This is a genomic window from Agrilactobacillus fermenti (assembly GCF_047943045.1).
Lineage (GTDB): Bacteria > Bacillota > Bacilli > Lactobacillales > Lactobacillaceae > Agrilactobacillus > Agrilactobacillus fermenti.
This window is the reverse complement of record NZ_CP181347.1, coordinates 841,152-863,541: the sequence shown is the minus strand read 5'-3', so window position 1 is coordinate 863,541 and position 22,390 is coordinate 841,152. Positions and strand designations below refer to the sequence as shown.

At 39.3% G+C, this 22,390-nt stretch carries 23 protein-coding genes; 4 read left to right on the top strand and 19 right to left on the bottom strand.

Going from position 1 to position 22,390, the window contains the following annotated elements; genetic code table 11:
* Positions 1–41: 41 nt before the first annotated feature.
* The 9 genes from ACNAN0_RS04240 to ACNAN0_RS04200 form a co-directional block, all read right to left on the bottom strand.
* Complete coding sequence (locus tag ACNAN0_RS04240) at positions 42–359, bottom strand: hypothetical protein (protein WP_230913532.1); 318 nt, start codon at positions 357–359, stop codon at positions 42–44.
* Entirely contained in the window at positions 356–871 is a 516-nt protein-coding gene (locus tag ACNAN0_RS04235; protein ID WP_416353960.1) for a competence type IV pilus minor pilin ComGF, read from the bottom strand. Before ACNAN0_RS04235 ends, ACNAN0_RS04240 begins: the two co-directional genes overlap by 4 nt.
* Complete coding sequence (locus ACNAN0_RS04230) at positions 861–1,133, bottom strand: hypothetical protein (RefSeq protein ID WP_416353959.1); 273 nt, start codon at positions 1,131–1,133, stop codon at positions 861–863. The genes ACNAN0_RS04235 and ACNAN0_RS04230 overlap by 11 nt, the downstream gene beginning before the upstream one ends.
* A complete protein-coding gene (locus tag ACNAN0_RS04225; RefSeq protein WP_416353958.1) occupies positions 1,117–1,542 on the bottom strand; it encodes a prepilin-type N-terminal cleavage/methylation domain-containing protein in 426 nt (141 codons plus the stop codon). Before ACNAN0_RS04225 ends, ACNAN0_RS04230 begins: the two co-directional genes overlap by 17 nt.
* A complete protein-coding gene (locus ACNAN0_RS04220; protein ID WP_230913536.1) occupies positions 1,539–1,892 on the bottom strand; it encodes a competence type IV pilus major pilin ComGC in 354 nt (117 codons plus the stop codon). The genes ACNAN0_RS04225 and ACNAN0_RS04220 overlap by 4 nt, the downstream gene beginning before the upstream one ends.
* Positions 1,893–2,924 (bottom strand): type II secretion system F family protein, encoded by a 1,032-nt coding sequence (locus ACNAN0_RS04215; protein ID WP_416353957.1) that lies wholly within the window; start codon positions 2,922–2,924, stop codon positions 1,893–1,895. It lies immediately after the preceding gene.
* A complete protein-coding gene (gene comGA / locus ACNAN0_RS04210) occupies positions 2,878–3,855 on the bottom strand; it encodes a competence type IV pilus ATPase ComGA (RefSeq protein ID WP_230913538.1) in 978 nt (325 codons plus the stop codon). Before comGA ends, ACNAN0_RS04215 begins: the two co-directional genes overlap by 47 nt.
* A gap of 175 nt (positions 3,856–4,030) precedes the next feature.
* The gene (locus tag ACNAN0_RS04205; protein WP_230913539.1) at positions 4,031–4,774 is read right to left on the bottom strand and encodes a YebC/PmpR family DNA-binding transcriptional regulator; all 744 of its coding nucleotides are present in this window, start codon (positions 4,772–4,774) and stop codon (positions 4,031–4,033) included.
* Positions 4,775–4,862: 88 nt separating this feature from the next.
* The gene (locus ACNAN0_RS04200) at positions 4,863–5,369 is read right to left on the bottom strand and encodes a VanZ family protein (RefSeq protein WP_230913540.1); all 507 of its coding nucleotides are present in this window, start codon (positions 5,367–5,369) and stop codon (positions 4,863–4,865) included.
* 74 nt (positions 5,370–5,443) lie between these two features.
* Between ACNAN0_RS04200 and ACNAN0_RS04195 the strand changes: the two genes are divergently transcribed.
* Complete coding sequence (locus ACNAN0_RS04195) at positions 5,444–6,064, top strand: L,D-transpeptidase (protein ID WP_416353956.1); 621 nt, start codon at positions 5,444–5,446, stop codon at positions 6,062–6,064.
* Here the strand turns inward: ACNAN0_RS04195 and ACNAN0_RS04190 are convergent.
* Together ACNAN0_RS04190 and glmS are read right to left on the bottom strand one after the other, a co-directional pair.
* Positions 6,061–6,813 carry a class I SAM-dependent methyltransferase gene (locus ACNAN0_RS04190; protein WP_230913542.1) on the bottom strand — a complete coding sequence of 251 codons (753 nt, stop codon included), beginning with the start codon at positions 6,811–6,813 and terminating at the stop codon, positions 6,061–6,063. The genes ACNAN0_RS04195 and ACNAN0_RS04190 overlap by 4 nt on opposite strands.
* A gap of 254 nt (positions 6,814–7,067) precedes the next feature.
* Complete coding sequence (gene glmS, locus ACNAN0_RS04185; RefSeq protein WP_230913543.1) at positions 7,068–8,882, bottom strand: glutamine--fructose-6-phosphate transaminase (isomerizing); 1,815 nt, start codon at positions 8,880–8,882, stop codon at positions 7,068–7,070.
* A 399-nt stretch (positions 8,883–9,281) separates the two neighbouring features.
* Between glmS and ACNAN0_RS04180 the strand changes: the two genes are divergently transcribed.
* Entirely contained in the window at positions 9,282–10,427 is a 1,146-nt protein-coding gene (locus ACNAN0_RS04180; protein WP_416353955.1) for an ArgE/DapE family deacylase, read from the top strand.
* A gap of 213 nt (positions 10,428–10,640) precedes the next feature.
* Here the strand turns inward: ACNAN0_RS04180 and glmM are convergent, their stop codons facing one another.
* The 3 genes from glmM to cdaA all read right to left on the bottom strand — a co-directional run bounded on the left by glmM (position 10,641) and on the right by cdaA (position 14,079).
* Positions 10,641–12,020: a phosphoglucosamine mutase gene (glmM, locus tag ACNAN0_RS04175; protein WP_416353954.1), complete on the bottom strand. Its 1,380-nt coding sequence runs from the start codon at positions 12,018–12,020 to the stop codon at positions 10,641–10,643.
* Positions 12,021–12,088: 68 nt separating this feature from the next.
* Positions 12,089–13,243 (bottom strand): YbbR-like domain-containing protein, encoded by a 1,155-nt coding sequence (locus ACNAN0_RS04170; RefSeq protein WP_230913546.1) that lies wholly within the window; start codon positions 13,241–13,243, stop codon positions 12,089–12,091.
* 2 nt (positions 13,244–13,245) lie between these two features.
* The gene (gene cdaA, locus ACNAN0_RS04165; protein WP_230913547.1) at positions 13,246–14,079 is read right to left on the bottom strand and encodes a diadenylate cyclase CdaA; all 834 of its coding nucleotides are present in this window, start codon (positions 14,077–14,079) and stop codon (positions 13,246–13,248) included.
* A 389-nt stretch (positions 14,080–14,468) separates the two neighbouring features.
* Between cdaA and ACNAN0_RS04160 the strand changes: the two genes are divergently transcribed.
* On the top strand, positions 14,469–15,125 hold the full coding sequence (locus tag ACNAN0_RS04160) for a DUF1361 domain-containing protein (RefSeq protein WP_416353953.1): 657 nt from the start codon (positions 14,469–14,471) through the stop codon (positions 15,123–15,125).
* Between the two features lie 3 nt (positions 15,126–15,128).
* Here ACNAN0_RS04160 and ACNAN0_RS04155 read toward each other — a convergent pair whose 3' ends face one another.
* Genes ACNAN0_RS04155 through ACNAN0_RS04140 form a run of 4 tightly spaced genes read right to left on the bottom strand, consistent with a single transcriptional unit; the run spans position 15,129 to position 18,926 of the window.
* Positions 15,129–16,202 (bottom strand): ABC transporter substrate-binding protein, encoded by a 1,074-nt coding sequence (locus tag ACNAN0_RS04155; protein ID WP_416353952.1) that lies wholly within the window; start codon positions 16,200–16,202, stop codon positions 15,129–15,131.
* Entirely contained in the window at positions 16,199–17,020 is an 822-nt protein-coding gene (locus tag ACNAN0_RS04150) for an ABC transporter permease (RefSeq protein ID WP_416353951.1), read from the bottom strand. The genes ACNAN0_RS04155 and ACNAN0_RS04150 overlap by 4 nt, the downstream gene beginning before the upstream one ends.
* On the bottom strand, positions 17,017–17,829 hold the full coding sequence (locus ACNAN0_RS04145) for an ABC transporter permease (RefSeq protein WP_416353950.1): 813 nt from the start codon (positions 17,827–17,829) through the stop codon (positions 17,017–17,019). Before ACNAN0_RS04145 ends, ACNAN0_RS04150 begins: the two co-directional genes overlap by 4 nt.
* A complete protein-coding gene (locus ACNAN0_RS04140) occupies positions 17,826–18,926 on the bottom strand; it encodes an ABC transporter ATP-binding protein (RefSeq protein ID WP_416353949.1) in 1,101 nt (366 codons plus the stop codon). The genes ACNAN0_RS04145 and ACNAN0_RS04140 overlap by 4 nt, the downstream gene beginning before the upstream one ends.
* Positions 18,927–19,215: 289 nt before the next feature.
* On the opposite strand from ACNAN0_RS04140, the gene ACNAN0_RS04135 reads away from it, so the two are divergent.
* Positions 19,216–20,214 carry a YhdH/YhfP family quinone oxidoreductase gene (locus ACNAN0_RS04135; RefSeq protein WP_230913553.1) on the top strand — a complete coding sequence of 333 codons (999 nt, stop codon included), beginning with the start codon at positions 19,216–19,218 and terminating at the stop codon, positions 20,212–20,214.
* Here ACNAN0_RS04135 and ACNAN0_RS04130 read toward each other — a convergent pair.
* Positions 20,211–22,355: a cation:proton antiporter gene (locus tag ACNAN0_RS04130; protein WP_230913554.1), complete on the bottom strand. Its 2,145-nt coding sequence runs from the start codon at positions 22,353–22,355 to the stop codon at positions 20,211–20,213. The two genes, ACNAN0_RS04135 and ACNAN0_RS04130, sit on opposite strands and share 4 nt — an antisense overlap.
* Positions 22,356–22,390 lie beyond the last annotated feature (35 nt).

Below are 22,390 nucleotides of genomic sequence, written 5' to 3'. Positions count from 1 at the left end.
TTACTCAGAAAAAATATGTCCCACATTGAGTCCCAACCATTTTATTTGTTTGCAGTATCAATATATTTAAAGCGCTCTCTAGATTTCGTATTCTTTAATTGAACTTCACAGTAAACAAACGACCCCTTTTTAGTAAAAATCGCATTACCCAAACTTGTCTCAATTTTAGAAACATGCTGATCCTGGTAAATTGGTCTAGTCAAGTCAAAAACGATTACAGCTTCTTGATGATGTTGAAATTGACGTAACATAATCATCTGTTGATGATAGGTATTCAAACATTGGATACAAATGAAACCAATCAAACTCAGTAAAAATATAACAACTACGAAAATATAACCCGGCTGCTTCCACTTCAACTTGAACTGCTCCTTACTTTCGGACAAAACAATTGATATTGATAATCTTGTCCAGATGCCATTCGTATCCGCATTAAAATATAAGGTTGATGATATTCAAACTGCATCTGGCGGCAGTTTTCTAACAGCGGCATGTAACCTTTTGATTCAAAATTCTGCAATAAGATCATCAATTTGCCATTACCATTTTTGGGATAGTATGGGGCTACTTCGCGTAACTCACCCACATTTGTGTTTTTATCATGGTGCCAGATACGCAGTTCTTGACTTTTATACTTCGTATTTAGCTGTTCATTAACCAAATTGATCGATACAAATTCGCAGCGTTCTAAATAGTGATCCAACTGGATACAAGCTAGACGCACACGCCAAGATTCCTGTGTACTTATAGTCGCAGTTTCCAGGTGTTGTTTAGCTAACAACGTCGTTTGAATCAATATGACACAGCAGCAAAGCACAAACAGACTAAGTACCATTTCCACCAATGTAAAAGCAGCTCGTTTAGAATACATGGCACTCGATTTGACCACCGTCTGGCCATTGAATTTTTATGCTGCTATCATTGCGATAAATTTGTTTTGGAACATCCCGCGTGGGTTGGGCACCTCGTAAAATATTCACCGCTTGAAACGTGCGCGCCACCTGATGGTTTGCGATTTTTAATTGTTGTCGCGTGCTTAAAAAGACACTTAATAAAACCAATAAACCAAGAAATATCAAATTTAGGCTTACCATATTTTCAGCAAGTAAAATCCCACTACGTTTTTTGTACATGTAAAATACCCCATCCTATTTGAATCTTGTATGTATAGATCTGCCCCGTTTCTGTGGTAAAAGATATCGTTCTTGGCGCAGTGATGCCTTCATCACTCATTGCAATTAGCCTATCCTTTGAAGAAATTTTAACTTTGGTGATCGATTTTGGTAATGGAATTGCTTGCTTGGGTCTAGTTTCGATGATAAAGACCACTTGGTGCGGGTCGACCCTAATCCAGGCAGCCCGGTGCGTTAACATGGTTTCATTTAGATAACGCATATATTGCGCTTCAAAATTTTTGAAGAAATAACGTTGCTCTTGCTTAACGCGAATGGCGGGTACAATTGTAAAACTCATTGCGACGATTAAACTTAAAATAAAGATCACAATAATTGATTCTACAAAAGTAAAACCTTGATGTTTCATTCTTTCTTAGGCAGATTAACTTGCCCATTGGCATCAATGGTATATCCTTTTTCGACAGCTTGCTTACGCTGACTCTCATTCAAAAGCTGTGCTTCTTTCAGTTTTTGCCAAGGATCAACTTTTAAATTGGCAACGTCATTGTCCTCCGTATATATATCGACTTGGGTCTGGATGGTTTTCTCAAAAGCAGCATCCACGCGGCTACTGGCATGATTTCTCTGGGCATTGATATTCGGTAAGAATATGATCAAAAGTAAAGCAATTATAAAGATAACAGCAACCATTTCTAATAATGTAAACGCCTTCTTCGATTTAAATAACTCTTTTTTGATACTTAAGTTTTTCAACATTCATACATTCCCCATCGTTTTATAAATTGGTAATAATAACTGCAGATAAATCAAAACAACAATCGAAGCCACAAACAAAAATGCCAATGGCTGAATTAATAGCAATAGGCGATTCAAGCGTGCAACTAAAGTTTCAAATAATAATTCACTATAAATATTTAATTCTTCAGCTAGTAAAGACAGAGTTGTACCACGTTTCATAAATATAATTAAATCGTTAGGTAGAATAGGATTAAACGCAACAATCTTTTCTAGTTTTTTACCTTGCGATAATTTACATTTTATGTCTAATGATATTTGAGAAAATAGACTCTCCTTAGATAGGCGACTTAAGGCAAAGAGTAACTCTGATAAATTTAGACCATTCCCAAGCAAAACTGCTAAATTACTACAAACTAAATATTGATAATATTGTAAATAAATCTGACCAATCAACGGTAATTTAACTTTAAACAAAACCCGTTGATACGCATTCAAATAACGATAGCGATAATAAAGAACCCCCATCAAAACTACAAGCATCGTTCCAATGCATGCTGGCACCCAAAAGATCATTTTAGGTAATACCAGTGGTGTTCCGCCCAGATCTTGTAACTGTGGTGTGATAAATAAGCGCATTACTAAGAAACAGCCTAACAGCATCACAACCAATAAAATTGGATAATTCAACAGTTGCCGAATCTTCTTAGTCTGCTTTTGCTTAATTTCCAGCCAATTGGTCACACGCTGTAAACTGACGATTAGTTGCCCATGTTGATCAGCAATAGCTAATTGATCTAAAATTTCCTGATGAATCCCAATTCTTTTAAAAGCTCTTGCCAATGAATCGCCTTGTCGCAACTGCTTCCTTAAGACTTGCAGCCAATTTCGTTGGTCCGGCAAAAAATCCATCATAAATTGCAACGCAATCGCAATTGAAAACCCATTGCGCAACATTTGTCCTAAAATTTGGAATAGCTGAATTTGTTGTTTCAAACTTGGCCGCTTAGCCTTGATAGAAAAGATTGTGAACTGCCGTTGTGATTTTGCCATTGTGTAATAGATGATCCAAGTGATAGTGCCATTGAACAAATACTTGTCTAGGGTTTTGGATCAGTTCAGATAAGGCATTGTCCTTTAAAATGTCACAAAGCAGCCTTAATTCACGATCTGTATCAGGAATTAAGCGTTGGTAGCAAATACCTGTCAGCGCATTTTTTAATAAAACTGGCGTAATCCCAAGATCTAGTAATCGCTCTACCACGCCTCCTGTAGAACGCGCATGCAGTGTCGTTAAGACTAAATGCCCGCTCAAAGCAGCCGTAATGGCGGCTTGGGCTGTTGCCGAATTACGAATTTCGCCAACAATCAAAACATCAGGCCGATGTCGCAAAACACCACTTAACAAAGTCACATAATCCATGGCAGCTGCTTCATTGACTTGTAGTTGTAAAATACGCTCGTCCTTAATTTCAGTTGGATCTTCTACCGCAATGACGGTTTGTGTCTCACTTAATTGCGTTGCTAAATGGTATAGCGTCGTTGTCTTGCCAGAACCTGTTGGCCCAGACAATACCACCAATCCCCGCTGCTGACATAATTCAAATAACGTTTGTTCCTGGCTGGCAACATAGAATTCACTTGATTTCTGTTGGGGATATAAAATTCTAACGACCATTGATTCTCGATTTTCAAAATTACCAATCGTAGATAATCTCAATTGATAAACATGCTTTTGAAATTGATAACTCATTACCCCTGTCTGTGGGCGACGATTCTCACTGATATTCATTTGCGCTTGGTATTTCAAATAGTTCAACACACTTAAAATCTCATGATAGCTCCGTCGAGCTACCACTTGTTTATGTTGCTGTACACGTTGGTGGATCTCATAAGTATCAGCTAGCGGTAAAAAATAAACATCCGAGGCTTTATTCAAAATTGCTTGTCCAATAAGGTTTTCTACCGTGGCTTGGATATCCATGTTTTCACCTCCCTTTATAAATAGATACGCAAAAATCACAAAAAAATAAGACCGAGTCCAAAATATTAATTTTGTCTCAGCCTTATGCTATTCTGATTGACTTTACACTCGATTTATTTTACAAACTATTGAAGTGTCAAAAGACAATGCCCTCATTCTCCTCAATCAGAAATTATTAATTTGTTGTTGTTTCATCTGGTAACTCGCCGCCAGTATAAACATCTGATACATCATCGTTATCTTCCAAACGATCAATCAATTTTTCATATTGTTCAATTTTATCATCAGGAACAGCGACATAGTTTTGCGGAATCATTGTAAGTTCAGCGTTAGCCAACTTGTACCCCTTAGCTTCTAAACTGTCTCGAACAGCCGTGAAGTCTGACGGATCTGTATAAATTTCAAACGCTTCATCGCTAGTTTGTAAATCTTCACCACCAGCATCCATCACATCTTCCAACATCTGATCTTCATCCGCATCCGTTGTTGTCCGATCAATTGCAAGATAGCCTTTACGATCGAACATATAACTAACCGAACCAGCTGAGCCCAAACTACCGCCATTGCGAGTGAAAGCTACTCGAACATCAGAAGCCGTCCGGTTTTTATTATCAGTCAACGCATAAACTAGCACTGGTACGCCACCAGGAGCATAGCCTTCATAAACAACTTCATCGTAATGTTCGTCGGTGCCACCTGCAGCTTTATCAATGGCACGTTTAATGTTGTCTTTGGGCATATTAGCAGCGCGAGCTTTATCCATCATCAAACGTAACTGTGGGTTACCGCTTGGGTCAGGACCACCACTCTTTGCTGCCATATATAATTCACGAGACAATTTTTGAAAAATCTTGCCACGTTTAGCGTCTTGAGCATTTTTACGGCCTTGAATATTATGCCATTTGGAATGTCCTGACATTAACGTTTCCCTCTTTCTGGATTAATTTAATTAGTCATAGTCATACGCATACTAGTATAGCAAAGTCATGGGGGCGATTCAATTACGGTTACAATTTTATTTTGCGGCGGCGCCAACAAATGCCAAGAGCCAACAGTAACCCTAATAGACTTGCCATACTGTCCAACATAACATCTTGAAATAATGGCGTTCGATCGCCAGTTAACATTTGATGAAATTCATCCGTAGCTGCAAAGCCAGTACAGGCTAACCAAAACGTTATTCCTGCAAACCAACGGCCCCGGATTCGATTTTGAAAACCCAAATAAGTACTCAAACCAAGTATAAAGTATGTTAGAAAATGAGCCCCCTTACGTATAAAAAATTCAATGAACTTAAAATAGCCAATGGCCGCAATTGATTGGGTTTTCCCAGCATAGGAAAATGAAATATGGGCCAACTGCTGCTTAAAAGGTTGATTAGCCAATACCTTTTGCAAGAATGGGACTGAAGTTTGCTCCTGATAAGTCATTGAAGAACTGATCAATAATGTCGAAATAATAACCAATACAATGATGATAAAAATATGGTTCCGTTTAATATTACAACACCTCATTTCTAATATAGCAATGCACCACGAGTGCTTTAAATTGTGTTATGATAATCCCGTATTATAGAAAGGAGATCAATATGACAAAAAAACTGAAACTGATTTTTACTAGTTTAACAGTCTGTCTCATGTTGATCACCCCCATCTACTTGATAGTTGCTAATCATCCTTTGAAACAAGGTCATGCGTCACAAATGAGTGCGCCAACGATTGTCAAACATGTTCCAAAAACAAAAGCACCACAGCAATCTAACCAGTTAACCGACTATTGGCAACAGCCATCTGAGGATAAGCCCTATCCAAATGTGGCTCACTATGCTAATTTAAGTGTCGATGTATCTATTCATAAGCAACGTGTTTACTTGAAGGCTGGCAAACAAACGCTATACACGATGTTAGCTTCAACTGGTAAAGATGGGGGCACACCTACTGGAACTTTCAAAATCGAAGCTGAGCGGGGACAGAAATTCTACAACTCAGAATCTAAAGAAGGCGCTAATTATTGGGTTTCTTTTAAAGACCATGGTATTTACCTTTTTCATACTGTACCAACAAATCAAGCAGGTACTTACGACTTAACACAAGCAAAGCAACTGGGCAAACAGGCCAACTCTCACGGCTGTATCCGCCTCAGTGTTGCCGATGCTAAATGGTTCTTTGAAAATATTCCGGAAAATACACCCGTACACATTTATAACTAGCTTGGTGTAACCATTAATAATTCATAAACATAGCAGATCTCGTCTTTCAAGGTCTGCTTTTTATGATACAAACGCGCCACGGCTTCTAACAATTCTGGAACCTCTGCATTAATAACCTGATCTTTAAGATCCATCAATAACAAATGCCGATCAACTGGTTCAAAAGTTTTGAATATTAAATGATCTACTGAATAAGTTTGTCCTAAATCAGCCAAAGCATTTTTTCTTGATTGCATCACAGCATCATTAAATGTGTCATCAGGGGATTGCAAGGTAACTGAACGTGAAATAATGGTATCCAACTGACTCTGCCGCCGTATAAAATGCCCAAAAATAACGCCATTAACGGCTAATTGTAATAATTGCTCCATCTCTTTTGCATCTGTTACATCTGGAAACATACTAGCGAAAATAATATCATACTTACCAACTCGTGATATAAATGTTTGCCAATTAGCCTGCACAAATGTGATATTATCGAAGCCATGCGTTTGTTCCGCTTGTCGCGCAAATTTTAACATTTCCTGGGAAATATCTAAGGCGACGACTTGTTGGGCATTGGCTGCTAAAACGGGTAAAAATCGGCCTGCACCAGTACCTAAATCCAACACAGTTGCTGTTGGTAATAAGTGTCGTTTCTTCAAAACTTGTTCAACACGGGACGCCAGCGGTAACTGGCTCTCAGCCTGTATCGCTGCGTATTCTGGTGCAAAAGCATCCCAATAAGTTTGCAGATCTGTTTCGTCCATTTTCCCAACTCCGATATCAAACACTAATTTCTTTTTTAACTAGCCCTATTATCACAGAAATATAAAGTGAACTCAAAGCCAATTTACCTCATTTTACTGCAGATGCCCCGTAATCGTTAAGACCCTATTTTAAGCCTAAAAAATCAGATGCGGAGGACAAGTAATCATACGTTGTCTCCACATCTGATGACATAGATAAGGTTGAATTGAACAGCCGCTTCAAAACTTAATTAAAATATGGCGTTCAAATGTGTCTATTCCACAGTTACACTTTTGGCAAGGTTTCTTGGCTGATCCACGTTATAACCTCGTTGTAAAGTAGCGTAATAAGCTAGCAATTGTGTTGGTACGATACTAACGAGTGGTGATAAAACCGTTTCAAGTGTTGGGATAATAATTTGATCACCGGCTTGAGCTAGATCTTCACTTACAATTTTTAAAGTTTTCGCGCCGCGTGCCTGTACCTCTTGAACATTACCACGGGTATGAGAGGCTGTTTCTTTATCAGTAATAATGGCCGCAACTGGCGTGCCTTCTTCAATTAGAGAAATCGTCCCATGTTTTAATTCACCCGCTGCAAAACCTTCAGCTTGAATATATGAAACCTCTTTGAGTTTTAATGCAGCTTCTAGACTAGCCCAATAATCAATGCCACGGCCAATATAGAAAGCATTGCGTGTATTGGCAAAGAATTCATGCGCCAATTGTTCGATATCATCCTTGCTATCGACAATTGTTTGGATACCATTAGCAGCCAAGCCTAATTGATGCTTAACATCTAAGTCATTTGCTGAAGGCAATCCCTTAGCAACAGCTAGTGCTTGAGCTAAAATAGTTTCAACAGTGATTTGAGCTGTATAAGCTTTAGTTGAAGCAACAGCTATCTCAGGGCCAGCTTTTAATAGCAGTGTAAAATCAGCTTCACGCGATAGAGTCGAGGCTTCAACGTTAGTCAAAGTCAAACTTGGGAAACCGCGTTTGTTTGTTTCAACCAATACTTGGCGACTATCTGCTGTCTCACCACTCTGGGATAAGTAAATAAAGAATGGTTTCTTAGAAAGCAACGGCATATGGTAGCCAAATTCAGAAGCCAACTCTACTTCAACAGGTATTTGTGCAATCTGCTCAATAATTGGTTTCCCAACCAACCCCGCATGATAACTTGTTCCAGCGGCTACAATGTACAAGCGATCAGCTTCTTTAAGCGCATCGATCAATTTTGGATCAAAGTTAAAAGTCCCGTCCTCATTGATATATTCTTGTACTAAGCGGCGTAAAACAGCTGGTTGTTCATCAATTTCTTTAAGCATGTAGTATGGGTAAGTCCCTTTAGAAATATCAGATGGATCTAAGTTAACATGGTAAGGTTTCCGCGTTACTTCATTGCCCTGTTCATCCATAAGTTGAATCTTGTCCTTGGTAACGATGACCATCTCACCATCATGCAATTCAACAAAATCTTTGGTTTGAGCAACCATAGCTAATGCATCCGAGCAAACGACATTGAAACCATCACCAACACCAACTAATAACGGACTCTTATTCTTTGCGACAAATAATTTATCAGGCTCTTCACGATCAACTAATAAAAATGCATATGAACCATCAATGATACTCAGTGCCTTCCGGAAAGCACTCTCAGTATCTAAGCCACCGTCTTCAACTAGAACACCGATCAATTGAACGGCAACTTCGGTATCCGTAGAACTTACAAGGTTAACGCCCTTTAAATACTGTTCTTTAATTTCTTGGTAATTGTTGATAACGCCATTATGAACTAAATAAAACCGGCCGCTTTGAGAAACATGTGGATGGGCATTAACATCACTTGGTGCGCCATGCGTTGCCCAGCGTGTATGACCGATACCCATCATCCCTTGAACTTCAGGACCAACCGCACTTTCAAGTTGAGAAATCTTACCTTTTTCTTTGACAAGGTAATCATGTCCTGCTTGATCATTTACATAAATGCCAGCAGAATCATAACCGCGATATTCCAATTTCTCTAAACCTTTTAATAAAATTTCGGTTGTATCTTTTTTACCAATTACGCCAACAATTCCACACATATGTTATACATCCCTATTCATCGTTTATAGTGAATTCTTAATTTCAATTACATTTCCAGTCGCTGATCAACTTTCTGTTCAAACTTCACAGCCTGTTTTTGTGTTGATCTGTAGAGTGCGATCCCTTGAGCCACCCGCCGAATCTTTCGATAAGCTCATTCCTCGTCATCCGTTTCACGGACCAGGCGCTATCCTTTTGTAAATTGGTATAGTCCCTCCTATCCATTTTTATACTTTCTGGAAACAAGAGATATGATAACCCATAAGCAAAATGAATGTCAAGGAAATTTTAAATTGGTATATATAATTTTCCCTAATTGGTATACAGTTATATTTTGGCTGAAGCTTGCATTTTCATTGTCTTCTTGCTTAAACTAAGTTAAAAAGGAGCGAAGGTTCATGACACCGCAAGAAAAACGTATCAATTTATTAATAGAAATTTTAAAAATCCCCACAATTGCTCAAAACGAAGGTCAAGTGGCGACAGTTCTAGCAAATTTTCTAACGGATAAAACGATTTCTGCTACCTTTGTTGAATATGCTCCAGGCCGCAATAATCTAATCATTGATCTTAATAATCCTAACGGTGATAAACCAACCTTAGCATTGAGCGGTCATTTAGACGTCGTCGCAACTGGTGATACCACACAATGGCGGCATCAGCCCTTCAGTGCCGAAATCGATCAGGATCGAATTTATGGCCGTGGTGCCACTGATATGAAAGCTGGCGTTGCGGCTATGACTATGGCTGCTAAAGAATTATTAACCACAGATTTTCACTATCCTTTAAGACTAATTTTTACGGTAGGTGAGGAGATTGATAACTATGGTGCGCGCCAGCTTACTAAGGTCGGTTATCTAAAGCCAGTAAGAGCAATGATTATTGGTGAACCTACCAACCATGATATTTGGTTTGCACACAAGGGCATTATTGATTTTACTGCTGAATCTATCGGTAAAACTGCCCACGGTGCTATGCCTCAACTCGGTATTAACGCCATTCAAAATTTACTGGATTATTATAACCAACAGCAAATTGAACTGGCACCCCTTCTAACTCAAAAGGACCCTGATTTGGGTTATACAACTGCTAATGTAACTTTGATCCATGGCGGTGAACAAATTAACACTATTCCAGGCATTGCCAAGCTGCGTGGTAATATTCGTACAGTCGCCAGTGTCCCCAACGAAAAAATTGCAGCCGCCTTACAAAAAGCAGCTACGCACGTTAATGCGAAGCCAAATCATCAAATTAAGGTCCGGGTGGATTCAACTATCAATGCTGTCAAAACTGATGCCAATCAGCCGTTTTTAAAAACACTGCAAGCTATTGTACAAGCACAGGGCTGGTCTGGTGTATTAGTGACTGGTGCCCCAATTACGGATGCAGCAATTTTTCAGGAAGACCATCATTTTCCCTTTGCCATTTTCGGTCCTGGTAACAATACGGCACATCAAGTTGATGAATACGTTACTACTAGCGACTATCTCACGAGTATTGATATTTATAAACAATTAATTGTCAGTTATTATCAATCAAATTAAAAGTACTTTATTCAATAGTAAGGATCATCGAGAATCGACTGTCTTTAATCGCAAACAGGGGCCAGAACAAAATATTAACTTTGTTCTGGCCCCTGTTTATTTCACGAATGATTGTATCTTAAACATGTTCCAAAAGGCAACGCCCTCACTCAACGATGAATTACTCAAATGGAAAGTCCACCATTTTTCGTAATTCTTGTTAAGACTCAGCCGCTAAACGCCTTTTATGCCACTCTCATCTATGCCCATAACATTTTTGACAACTTCAGCGATTTGATCAACATACGTGCTTACTTTTTCTTGGGTCGCTGCTTCACCCATAACCCGTAATAGAGGCTCCGTGCCGCTTGGCCGAACTAAAATACGGCCATCTCCCGCCATTTCTTTCTCAACCGTATCAATAGATTCAGTAATTTCGGGATACTGTTTCCAATTTTTCTTATCTTTAACTTTCACATTAACTAATTTTTGCGGATAAGTGTGCACTTCATCAGCTAACTCGGATAACTTCTTACCAGTTTGCTTCATAACATTTAGCAACTGCAGGCCAGTCAACATACCGTCACCAGTATTATGATAATCTAATAAAATAATATGCCCGGATTGTTCACCGCCAAGGTTATAGCCATCCTTGCGCATTTCTTCAACAACATAACGGTCACCAACGTCGGTCTGGACTGATTTTAAGCCATTAGCTTCCATCGCTTTATACAAGCCAATATTACTCATGACTGTGGTTACGATCGTATCTTGTTTGAGTCGACCGCGTTCACTGAAATATTTACCTAAAATGAACATGATCTTATCGCCATCGACAATATTGCCAAGTTCATCAACCGCAATACAGCGATCACCATCACCATCAAAAGCAAGTCCGGCAACTGCTCCTTTTTCAACAACCGTTTTAGCAAGTTGTTCAGGATGCGTTGACCCAACCCCTTTATTGATATTGAGTCCATCTGGATTGGTAGCAATCGTATCGAATTCTGTTTCAACGTCGGCAAATAACTTGCTGACTAAATTAGAAGTAGAACCGTTCGCCGCATCCAAAACAATATTTAATCCGGATAAATCATCAGGTAATGTTTGAGCTAAAAATTGCAAATATTTCAGGGAACCTTCGGGATAGTCTTCAACATAACCTAACCCTTCGGCTGATGGTCTTGGTAATTCATCTGCAGGTGCATCAATATAGTGTTCTATCTCTTCTTCTGTTTCATCAGATAATTTATACCCATCTGACCCAAAGAACTTAATACCATTATCTTCAGCCGGATTATGGGACGCTGAAATCATGATACCAGCATCTGCATCTTGTACACGAATCAAGTAAGCGACTGCTGGCGTTGTAATCACACCGAGATCCAACACCTCAATGCCAACAGACAATAAACCAGAAATTAACGCATCTTTAAGCATAGGTCCAGAAATACGTGTATCAGTTGCCACCAGTACACGTGGCCGTTTTCGTTCATCTTCATGATGCTCGGTTAAGACATAGCCTCCGGCACGGCCTAACTTAAATGCCATTTCTGGTTTCAGACCTTTATTTGCGACACCACGTACACCGTCAGTTCCAAAATACTTTGTCATGTTTTTACCTCTCAACTGTTCATAATTTATCTTCTAAATTTTACACTTAATTCAGTTTCTATTTCAAACTAGGATGAACTTGTTTCAGTCGATACACTCGACTGACTTGAACTCGAACTACTTTCAGAATGACTACTAGATTGTGCACTACTCGTTGCAGCAGTGCTTGAACCGGTAGAACCTTGCGATGCAGGATACTGTGACGTACGCGCTTGATTCACAGTCGCCCCTTCACTAGAAGCCGTAGCCGCTGCTTCCTCATTGGTAGACTTAGTTACTTTGATGCTTACTCGAATCGTTTGCGGATCAACATCCTGTAATCCAGTGCCTTTAAGATCGATTTTTACATCTTTATTCGTTGTTTGAGAAATACCCGAGACATCTACGGGAACCGATAAATTTTTAATTTTATCTAGTGTTGCCTGAGTCCCGCTGACGGTTACTTGCCGAGTATCTGACGTAAATTCATATTTTAACGACTTATCAGCATTCCCTACCTGATTAAAATTTAAGGTTACTTTCTTGCTTGGTAAATAAACGGGAATATTCACATGCACGGTTTGCGGCTCTAAAACTACATTAATCGTCTTACCAGAACTATCTAGGGCCTGCAATAGTACTTCTTGATCAATATTGGTCTTGTGTTCATTACTAACCCCTACGTTTGCGACTACTTGGTGGACCCGCTCAATATCCGCTTTAGAGCCCGTTGCTTGTACCGTCTCTTGACTCAGCTTCGGCTCACCAACTCTATAGCCATCGGCAATACTGTTTTTATTAAATTGAACTTGAATTGGAAATACTTGCGTGGCTTTTGCCTGAATATTGATCGTAATATATTTCGGTTTAATCTTATAAGTAATGTCATTATTTAGACCCTGCTGCTTCAATTCCACTCGATGTCGCCCAATACCTAATCGACGTAAATCAGCCATTACTTTAAAATTTTGTGTATTAGCCGTCGTCGTCACCAGTGCACTTGGCCCTTCCAATTGCACGCTGACTTTTTCTGGATAGCCCGTAATAAAGTACTTGTCGGAGTCCGTTTGCAACTCTAAAGGCATACTAACTGTCTGTTTCTTGGTTGCCAACACTTCCTTATTACCATCTGAAGAACTTCGTGTAGTTGATAGCTTCCCCAAATTAACATACGTAAAAAGGCCTAATGCAAACAACAATGACAGCACTTTATAAACCCAAGTTTTTGTAAAGAGTTTATTCACGATCAGGCCCCCTTCTTAAAAAAGCCATCGAAAAACGTCTTTAGACCATTTTTTTGTGGTTCTTTGGGAATCAGTTGTGTATTTAAGTATTTTAAATAATCTTCTCGGGTAAGGTCACGTAGCAACTCGCTGTTTTTGGTAATGGTCACCCCGCCAGTCTCCTCAGAAACAACAATTGTCAAAGCATCTGTCACTTCACTGATCCCTACAGCTGCCCGATGCCGGGTCCCCAATTCTTTGGGAATCGTACTACTTTCTGATAGAGGTAGATACGCCGCGGCAACGGCAATCTTACCATCACGAATAATCACAGCCCCATCATGCAGCGGGGTATTAGGAATAAAAATATTAATCAGTAACGCCCCGGTGACATCAGCATCCAAGGGTATGCCCGTCTCTATGTAGTCTTCTAACCCCGTAGACATTTGCATCGTGATCAATGCCCCAATACGTCGCTTAGACATATATTGTATTGCTTTATCCAAGCCAGCAATAAGCGACTTTGTTTCTTGATTAATTTCTTGACTATTCCGTCGAAATAAAGAACTGCGCCCGAGATGCTCCAAGCCTCGACGTATTTCAGGTTGAAATATCACGACTAGCGCCAACACGCCCCAATTGATCACTTGGTCCATGATGTAAGAAACAGTCTGCAAATTCAAAAACCAACTGATCAATTTGATTGCAATGATCACTGCAATACCCTTCATCAATTGAACCGCTTTGGTGCCCTTGATCAACATGATCAATTTATAAATAAAATACCAAACAACGGCGATATCGATGACATTCATAAAGTTTTGTAACGTCCAAATATTGGCCCAATCGATCGACATGCTTTGCCTCCTAAAAAAATCGTCCGCATTATTATAACATGAAAGCTACTTCTTGTTGAACGTTCCCATTCAGTAGTGGCTGAACAAAAGCGGTATTTTATGTTAACTAGCTATATAACGACGAACATTCTTAGTGCGTACAGATTACAAAAAATAAAAAATTTTTTACCCAACCACAAACAGCTTGAATAATAAATCTAATACCTATTATGGTTTTTATCAATCCTTAGCCACCGATGATGTCACACGTTCAGCTGACATATAGGCTTGAATACTGGTACAATAGAATGCAAAACGATGTTCTTTTGTGCTAAAACTAAATTTATTTTGAATTTAGTTCTAGGCAGCCATCGTCATTCATTAAATAATTAATAATTGGAGTCATTCCCATGAATAAATCTCAAATTCGTTGGTTCATTCGTTTTGCCTACATTTTCTTCTTAGCTTTTGCTTTTGTAGGTATCAAAAATCCGTTTGAATTTATTTTTTTAAACACACTCTTAGCTTATATTCCCATTGAAATTGCGTTTCACCTAAGTGACCAACAAATCAAATCAAATTTGATCTATCTACTATTGTTACTAATTTGGCTGCTTTTTTATCCCAATACGCCCTACCTATTGACCGATCTTTTTCATCTTTCACTATTACACCCTTATAATCAAACCACCATGTTAATGCGCGCCAATACGCACCTCTGGCTTTACTTTGCCTACCTAGTAACTAGTGCTATCGTCTCAACAATTCTAGGTTTTGCAACAATGAAAAATACGCTGATCCAAGTGAATCAGCGCTTCTTTCACGGTAAAACCCATTATTATCCTTTTTTATTAGAATTAACACTACTGTTAACAGCAATTGGTATCTACATTGGTCGTTTTTTACGTATTCATACTGTCTATTTGCTAGATCCAAGCCGAGTCATAACGCCAATTTTACATATGTGGCATCCAGAAAGTCTGGCTTTTATTGCAATTCTTTGGGTTATCATGAATTTGATCTATTTGAGTATTTGGTGCTTTAATCGGCTAACAAAAGTTGAGTAATTGTTATTTATGCATCTTGAACTCTAAAAATAGATCATTATACCGCTGTACCCACGTTGGCCCTAAATCTTGATAGACCTGCAGATTACGCACTGTTTGTTGATCAGGATAGAACTGTTTGTCTTCACGAATTGCTTTTGGCAACAAACGTTTTGCTAAGCGATTTGGAGTGGCATAGCCAATGTATTCAGCATTTTGTGCCGCATTTTTAGGTTGCAGCATAAAATTAATAAAGGCATAGGCAGCTTTTTTATGCTTAACTGTCCTGGGAATGACAATATTATCAAACCATAAATTACTACCTTCTGAAGGGACCACATAGTGCAGGTGACTGTTATTAGCCAGCATTTCTGCTGCCTCTCCAGACCAAGTGACCGCTAAGGGTGCTTCATTATCGCTCATATACATTTTAATTTCATCGGCAACGACTGCTTTCACATTTGGTGCGAGTTGATCAAGATCGGTGGCTGCTTTTTGAAGCTGCACCTGATTCGTGCTGTTCATGGAAGCCCCATCCTTAACTAGAGCAAGTCCCATAATATCTCGAGCACTATCTACCAGCATGATACTATTGCGCCATTTAGGTTGCCATAAATCACGCCAATGCTGCATTTCACTGGCTTTTACATATCTATCATTATAAATAATCCCCAGTGTCCCCCAAAAATAAGGCACTGAATATTGATTATGCTGGTCAAAACTTTGATCAAGAAATTCTGGTTCGATGTTAGATAGGCCAACGATTTTTTGCTTACTTAATGGAACTAACAAGTGTGCCTTACGCATCTTCTCAATCATGTAATCACTAGGAACGGCAATGTCATAGGCTGTTCCGCCTTGTTGGATCTTAGTAAACATTGCCTCATTACTGTCAAAAGTTTCATACTTCACTTGGTAGCCAGTTTCATGTTCAAATTTAGTGATCAACTGTGGATCAATATAATCTCCCCAGTTAAAAATCGTCAACGTTTTATCCGCATTTCCCTGACCAGAAGCTTGATTCAAGGATTTGATACCCAATCCAAGAAAACCACTGATCAAAACGATAATGACTGCAAAAATTCCGAATCGTTTCATTTAAGATACACCCCATCCTTTTGCCGTCTCTGTCGCCGGGACTGTGTATACTGATTTAATAAATAATAACCAACAATTAAAATAATTGAGAATAAAAACATCAAAGCTGATAAGGCATTGATTTCCAAATTAATGCCTTGACGCGCCCGAGAATAAATCTCAACCGACAGCGTTGCAAAACCATTCCCAGTTACAAAGAAGGTCACAGCAAAATCATCTAATGAGTAGGTGAACGCCATAAAGTACCCAGAAAAAACACTTGGTAAAATAAACGGCAAAATCACTCGGCTTAATATCTGCCAGCTATTTGCGCCTAAATCTCGGGCAGCATCGATCATTGCGTAATCCATTTCCTGTAAACGCGGTAAAACTAGCAACACCACAATTGGAATCGAAAAGGCAATATGACTTGCCAAAACTGAACCAAAACCTAAGGCGATACCCATCGCTGTGAATAGAATCAAAAAGCTGGCACCAATAATAACATCGGGGGAAACCATTAAAATATTATTCAGCGATAATAGTAAATTTCGTGTGTGTCGTCTGCGGACTTGATAAATGCCAAGCGCGCCCAGAGAACCAACAATAGTAGCAATCAGAGCTGACAGAATCGCAACCAAAAAGGTCTGCAAAACGATGATGATCAACCGTGAATCTGCAAATAATGTTTGATAATGACTCCAAGTAAAGCCCTTAAAACCAGACATGTTTTTACCAGAATTAAAGGAATAAAAAACCAGATAAAAAATTGGCGTATATAAAATTGCAAAAGCAAAGGCTAAATATAATTTACCGATCCAAGTATGTTTTTCAGTCATCGTTTCACACCCCCTTTACGGCGACTGGCCGTTAACATCATCGTTATAAACATGATTATAATCAACACGACCCCAATCGTAGAACCCATGCCCCAATTCATTGTCGTCAAAAAATGTTCTTCAATAGCGGTCCCTAACGTAATCACGCGATTACCACCAATCAGTCTCGTAATCATAAATAACGAGAGGGAAGGAATAAAGACCGACTGCACACCAGACCGCACGCCGTTTGCACTCATGGGTATGATGACGCGCCACAAGGTTTGGACGTTGTTAGCCCCTAAATCATGACTGGCATTGATAATTGCCGGATCAATATCCACCAGCGAATTATAAATTGGTAAAATCATAAATGGAATTTGAATATAGGCAGCAACCAGTACAAAACTGGTATTTGTGAATAATATTTGCTGGGGACCAATACCTATAAAAGTTAAGAAATGATTAACCGACCCGGCCTGAGAAAAGATACCAATAAAGGCATAAGCTTTTAACAGCAGGTTGATCCAAGTCGGTAGAATAATTAATAAGATCCACAGTTGCCGATGTTTTAATCGTGTCAAGTAATAAGCTGCCGGATAACTGATCAGCAAAGTAAGGAGTGTAATCAGAAATGCAAAAATAAAAGAATTCAAAGTCATTCTTAAATAAACACTGGAACTGAGATAATCCCGGTAATTTTGCAAAGTAAACTGATGATTTAAGTTAAAAAATGACTGATAAACAATCAAAGCAACTGGCGTGATCACAAAGAATAAAATCCACAGTAAATACAACGAAAAATAACTCAAACGACTTGTACGCGTCATGATTCGTCCCCCTCATATTCACTTAAGCGCCGATCGAAATCAGCTTCTTTTTCACCAAACCGCATGACATGCAGCGCATTTGGTGAAAAACTCAAGCCAACTTTATCCCTATCTTCAATCGAGTTTGTCGCATGAATCAGCCATTCGTTGCCATCTTCATCGTGAGATGTAATCTCAAAATGATCGCCACGAAATAGCTGAGAATCAACGGAAACGACTAATTTGCCCTGATTTGGCGTTGTGACTGTAATATCTTCTGGCCGTAAAACAACCTCAACCGGTTCATGATCACGCATACCTGCATCAGCACATTCGAAACGTTTGCCAACAAATTCAACTTCATAATCGCGGATCATCGTTCCCGGCACAATATTACTCTCGCCAATGAAATTAGCTACGAAATGATTGATTGGTTCATCATAGATATCAACTGGTGTCCCACTTTGTTGAATTCTACCTTCATTCATAACAATAATTTCATCACTCATAGCTAATGCTTCCTCTTGGTCATGAGTCACAAACAAGAAAGTAATGCCCAATCGTTGTTGTAACGAGCGCAGTTCATACTGCATCTGCTGTCGTAATTTTTGATCTAGAGCTGATAACGATTCATCCAATAACAACAAGCGCGGTTCATTAACGATTGCACGAGCAATAGCGACACGCTGTTGTTGTCCCCCAGATAACTCTGAAATCATCCGATCTTCATAGCCATTTAATTGAATTGTCTTTAGAGCTTGCATGACCCTTTCTTGGAGTTCATCTTGAGGCATTCTTTTAAGTCTTAGACCAAAAGCCACATTATCAAAAACATTTAAATGTGGAAACAAAGCATAATTCTGAAAGACGGTGTTAACCTTTCGTTTTTCGGCTGGTAATTTCGAAATATCTTGCCCATCAAATAATACTTTACCTCGATCTGCTAAAATCAACCCCGCCACAATTCTCAAGACCGTTGTCTTGCCGGATCCAGACGGTCCCAAAAAAGAATAAAATTTACCTTGATCAAGTTTGATATTAATATCATCAAGTGCCACAAAATCATCAAAAGACTTATAAATATGTTGTAATTCAAGAATTGTTTCTGGTGATTGCATGCTTGCCGCCCCATTATTTTATTTTTTTAGTTAATGATTCCTAGTATAAAACTGCTTTTCAATTTACCCTGTGTATTACTGATACATCATTTATGTTTTCCTTGCAAAAGTAACTTTATTGCCTACAAAAGTCCCCCTTCACAGGTAAGCTAACCAACCATTATAGTTTTCTTTTTTAATCCAACATCAATTTTTTTGCTTGATATACCATTACTTTTTAAATTATTTATCGTGTATTGATACAAATACGTTTATAATAAACTTATGAATTAGTTTGCTGGAGGTTATTATGTCTGATTATCAAGCGCTCGAATATCAAATTAAAGACGGTCAAGTTATCCCTAAGTATGTTCCAAAACAGTTCCGTGTCCGTAAAGATGGCGAAGTATTAATTCGGGTCCAATACTCAAGCATCAACCACAAAGATGCACTCGCTTTGGATAATAATAGTGGTGTGATCAAGAATTACCCCATTGTACCCGGAATTGATTTTTCAGGAATGATTATTGAATCCAATGATTCCCGCTTTTTCCCCGGTGATAAAGTCGTTGGAACTGGCTTCAACTTTGGCGTAACAGAAGATGGCGGTTATAGTGAGTTTGTAACGACAAGCAGTCAAAACATTCTCAAAGTGCCTCGGCCTTTGACCATGCGTGATGCTATGATTTTTGGTACAGCCGGGGTCACCGCTGCGATTGCTCTAAGCTACTTCCTACAAATGCCAGCATCTATCGATAAACAGGTACCGATCCTGATTACTGGCGCAACCGGTGGTGTTGGGGGCCTGTTATTAGCCATGTTGCGTAAGCTGAAGTTTACCAATGTAACGGCCGTAACACGGCAAGATACTGCTCAAGATTATTTAAAAAGTCTTGGTGCTGCTCATGTGATTGCGCCTGAAGTGCTGACACAAGCAACTGATCACCCGTTACAAACAGGCCGTTATATGATGGCTATCGATGGTATTGGCGGGGATCTACTTGGTCATATTTTGCCGTACATCAAGTATGGTGGTAAAGTGGTCACTTATGGCAATGCAGATAAAGCTACCTTTCAAGCAAACGTCTTACCATTTATTCTGCGCAATATCAGTTTGATCGGTGTAGATTCTGTCTTTTATCCCAACAATGACCGCGCTGAACTTTGGCAACTATTAGCTACGGCACTGCGTCCTGATCACGAACACAATGTTGCTGTTCACGAAATTGGTTTTGAAGAAATGATTCCCGTTTTAAAAGATTTTCTCAAAAAACCAAAACTGGGTCGAACGATCGTTGCTTTTCCTTAAGATAAATCCGTTTCTTGATCATTCGTCATTACCATAGCATTTTCCGTATAATTGATTTGCTGGCGTAGCTTAGCGGCTACGCTTGTTTCAATTAGCCCTTTTTCAACCATCTCCTGAATCGCACTCCGCTGGCTTGCCAACGCGTGCGTTCGCAAGAGCGCTAATTGGTGTTCATATCTTTCTGTTTGCTGATTACCAATACTTTTTAGATTTACGATACGCCGCCGATAGCGTGTCACCAATTGATAAATAGCTTGGCGGTTATAATTATGCTTGCGATTTTCCGTTTGTTTCAAAAATGAAGATAGATATTTCAAGCCACCTTTGGCCATTTGACGTTCGATAAATAGCTGTTCATTGTAAAATGTGCGATTATCATTCCTTTGCAAGGTTAATTCAGCAAGCAAATGATTGATTCGTACCTGGATCCTAAATAAAATCATCTTGATTCGGATGCGCCAACTGCCGGTAATAATATCTTCCAGATTACGTTGACGCTGGATTAAATTTTTACGATAGTATTGGTAAGCGCGTGCTTGAATCTCATTATCATGCCATAAACGATCCAATGTCTGCAATTCACCAGTTAGGCCAACTTTATTTAGCATCAATTCATCAGCCAAGAGTGGCGGTAACTGATCGTCCTCACTAATATCTAACTCTGCACGGCGGATCATAATCTGATATTCGTCAATCAAGTCTAACGCTGCACGCTGGTTATCTTCATGTTTTTCAGATTCTAAACGCTGGACGGCAACCCGATACATATATAATTGTGCCTGTGCTGAGGTATATTTCTTTAATGGTAGATCATCTGCCGTTTCAGTGGTATCTTCAGCCAAACTACCATCTGCGTCATCATCCGGCAAACTGCCGCGCAATCTTAAAGGCCGCCCGTTAGGCACAAACAGTGGTATAAAGACAATTGCACTAACCAAACTCAATAATATAACACCGCCAGCTACAAATAGCATCAAAGGCCGCTCTGGAAAAGCTGCCCCATTTGTCAACGCCACGGGCACTGATAAAACACCAGCCATGGTAATAGCCCCGCGAACCCCTGTCAAGCCTGATAAAATAGCAATTCGCCATTGGGGCGCTTTTTTATTTTGCCGATCGCGTAAGTAGGATAAAAAACTGTACCCATAAGTCCATAAAGTCCGAATGATCAATAAACCAAACCATGTGACAAAGACATATAAAATGGCCGATTTTGTATCGACATTAGCAGCACGAATGACATCGCCAAAAGCAACTGGCAATTCGATCCCTAAAATCAAAAAGACGATCCCATTTAAAATATAGACAATCAAGTCCCACGTCCGCTCACTGACGATATTTAATTCAGCTAAATAATAATCTGAATAAAGGTTGCGCTGGGTACTATTAAAAATGCCTGCCGTTACAACCGCGATTACACCCGATGCATGAAAAATCTCTTCCGCCACCAAGTAAATCACAAAGGGCGTACTCACTTGCATGATCGTATGTAAAATCACATCGTTGATGCCTTGACGTAAGAAAAAGCCGCGCAAAAAATGAATGCCAAAAATCATGACCAATCCTAATAAGGCGCCAACAATACTGATATAAATAAAATCACCCGTCGCATGCGTCAGAGAAAAAAAGCCGGTCATTGTTGCTGCAATGCCATACTTAAAACCAATCAATCCACTAGCATCATTAATCAAACTTTCCCCACTAACCAAATGTAAAATATTAGTCGGTAATTTTGCCCGTTCAGAGATCGACTGCACAGCAATTGGGTCTGTCGGCGACAGAATCGCAGATAACGCAAAGCTTGCAGATAAGGGTAGGTCAGCAATCAGATAATGAATCAAGAAACCGCCTAAAAATGTGGTCAAAAACACCAGGATAATGGCATTAGCAACGATCGGCCCCCGCAACGCCCACAATTCGCGTTTAGGAAAGTGACGCCCGTCATTGAATAGTAGTGGTGCAATAAACAGTAGCATAAACCAGCTGGTTCGTAGCGGAATCGTTAGCTTAAAAATCAAAGCAATCAACAAACCTAGTATGATTTGAATCAGACTAACAGGGATGGCCACAAGGTAATGACTGATAATATTTGAGATCACTACAAAAATTGTCAATATAATGACAGCTTCAATAATTTCCAATGTCCTGCCCCCAATCAGTTGATTTCAAAATAAAA

Bases quoted from the DNA above. Each gene is read 5' to 3' on its own strand.
- ACNAN0_RS04155 (WP_416353952.1), bottom strand. From the start codon at position 16,202: ATGAAACGATTCGGAATTTTTGCAGTCATTATCGTTTTGATCAGTGGT.
- ACNAN0_RS04190 (WP_230913542.1), bottom strand. From the start codon at position 6,813: ATGGACGAAACAGATCTGCAAACTTATTGGGATGCTTTTGCACCAGAA.
- ACNAN0_RS04135 (WP_230913553.1), top strand. From the start codon at position 19,216: ATGTCTGATTATCAAGCGCTCGAATATCAAATTAAAGACGGTCAAGTT.
- comGA (WP_230913538.1), bottom strand. From the start codon at position 3,855: ATGGATATCCAAGCCACGGTAGAAAACCTTATTGGACAAGCAATTTTG.
- ACNAN0_RS04160 (WP_416353953.1), top strand. From the start codon at position 14,469: ATGAATAAATCTCAAATTCGTTGGTTCATTCGTTTTGCCTACATTTTC.
- glmM (WP_416353954.1), bottom strand. From the start codon at position 12,020: ATGACAAAGTATTTTGGAACTGACGGTGTACGTGGTGTCGCAAATAAA.
- cdaA (WP_230913547.1), bottom strand. From the start codon at position 14,079: ATGTCGATCGATTGGGCCAATATTTGGACGTTACAAAACTTTATGAAT.
- glmS (WP_230913543.1), bottom strand. From the start codon at position 8,882: ATGTGTGGAATTGTTGGCGTAATTGGTAAAAAAGATACAACCGAAATT.
- ACNAN0_RS04200 (WP_230913540.1), bottom strand. From the start codon at position 5,369: ATGAGGTGTTGTAATATTAAACGGAACCATATTTTTATCATCATTGTA.
- ACNAN0_RS04180 (WP_416353955.1), top strand. From the start codon at position 9,282: ATGACACCGCAAGAAAAACGTATCAATTTATTAATAGAAATTTTAAAA.
- ACNAN0_RS04220 (WP_230913536.1), bottom strand. From the start codon at position 1,892: ATGTTGAAAAACTTAAGTATCAAAAAAGAGTTATTTAAATCGAAGAAG.
- ACNAN0_RS04195 (WP_416353956.1), top strand. From the start codon at position 5,444: ATGACAAAAAAACTGAAACTGATTTTTACTAGTTTAACAGTCTGTCTC.
- ACNAN0_RS04150 (WP_416353951.1), bottom strand. From the start codon at position 17,020: ATGACTGAAAAACATACTTGGATCGGTAAATTATATTTAGCCTTTGCT.
- ACNAN0_RS04205 (WP_230913539.1), bottom strand. From the start codon at position 4,774: ATGTCAGGACATTCCAAATGGCATAATATTCAAGGCCGTAAAAATGCT.
- ACNAN0_RS04215 (WP_416353957.1), bottom strand. From the start codon at position 2,924: ATGGCAAAATCACAACGGCAGTTCACAATCTTTTCTATCAAGGCTAAG.
- ACNAN0_RS04145 (WP_416353950.1), bottom strand. From the start codon at position 17,829: ATGACGCGTACAAGTCGTTTGAGTTATTTTTCGTTGTATTTACTGTGG.
- ACNAN0_RS04230 (WP_416353959.1), bottom strand. From the start codon at position 1,133: ATGTACAAAAAACGTAGTGGGATTTTACTTGCTGAAAATATGGTAAGC.
- ACNAN0_RS04140 (WP_416353949.1), bottom strand. From the start codon at position 18,926: ATGCAATCACCAGAAACAATTCTTGAATTACAACATATTTATAAGTCT.
- ACNAN0_RS04225 (WP_416353958.1), bottom strand. From the start codon at position 1,542: ATGAAACATCAAGGTTTTACTTTTGTAGAATCAATTATTGTGATCTTT.
- ACNAN0_RS04235 (WP_416353960.1), bottom strand. From the start codon at position 871: ATGTATTCTAAACGAGCTGCTTTTACATTGGTGGAAATGGTACTTAGT.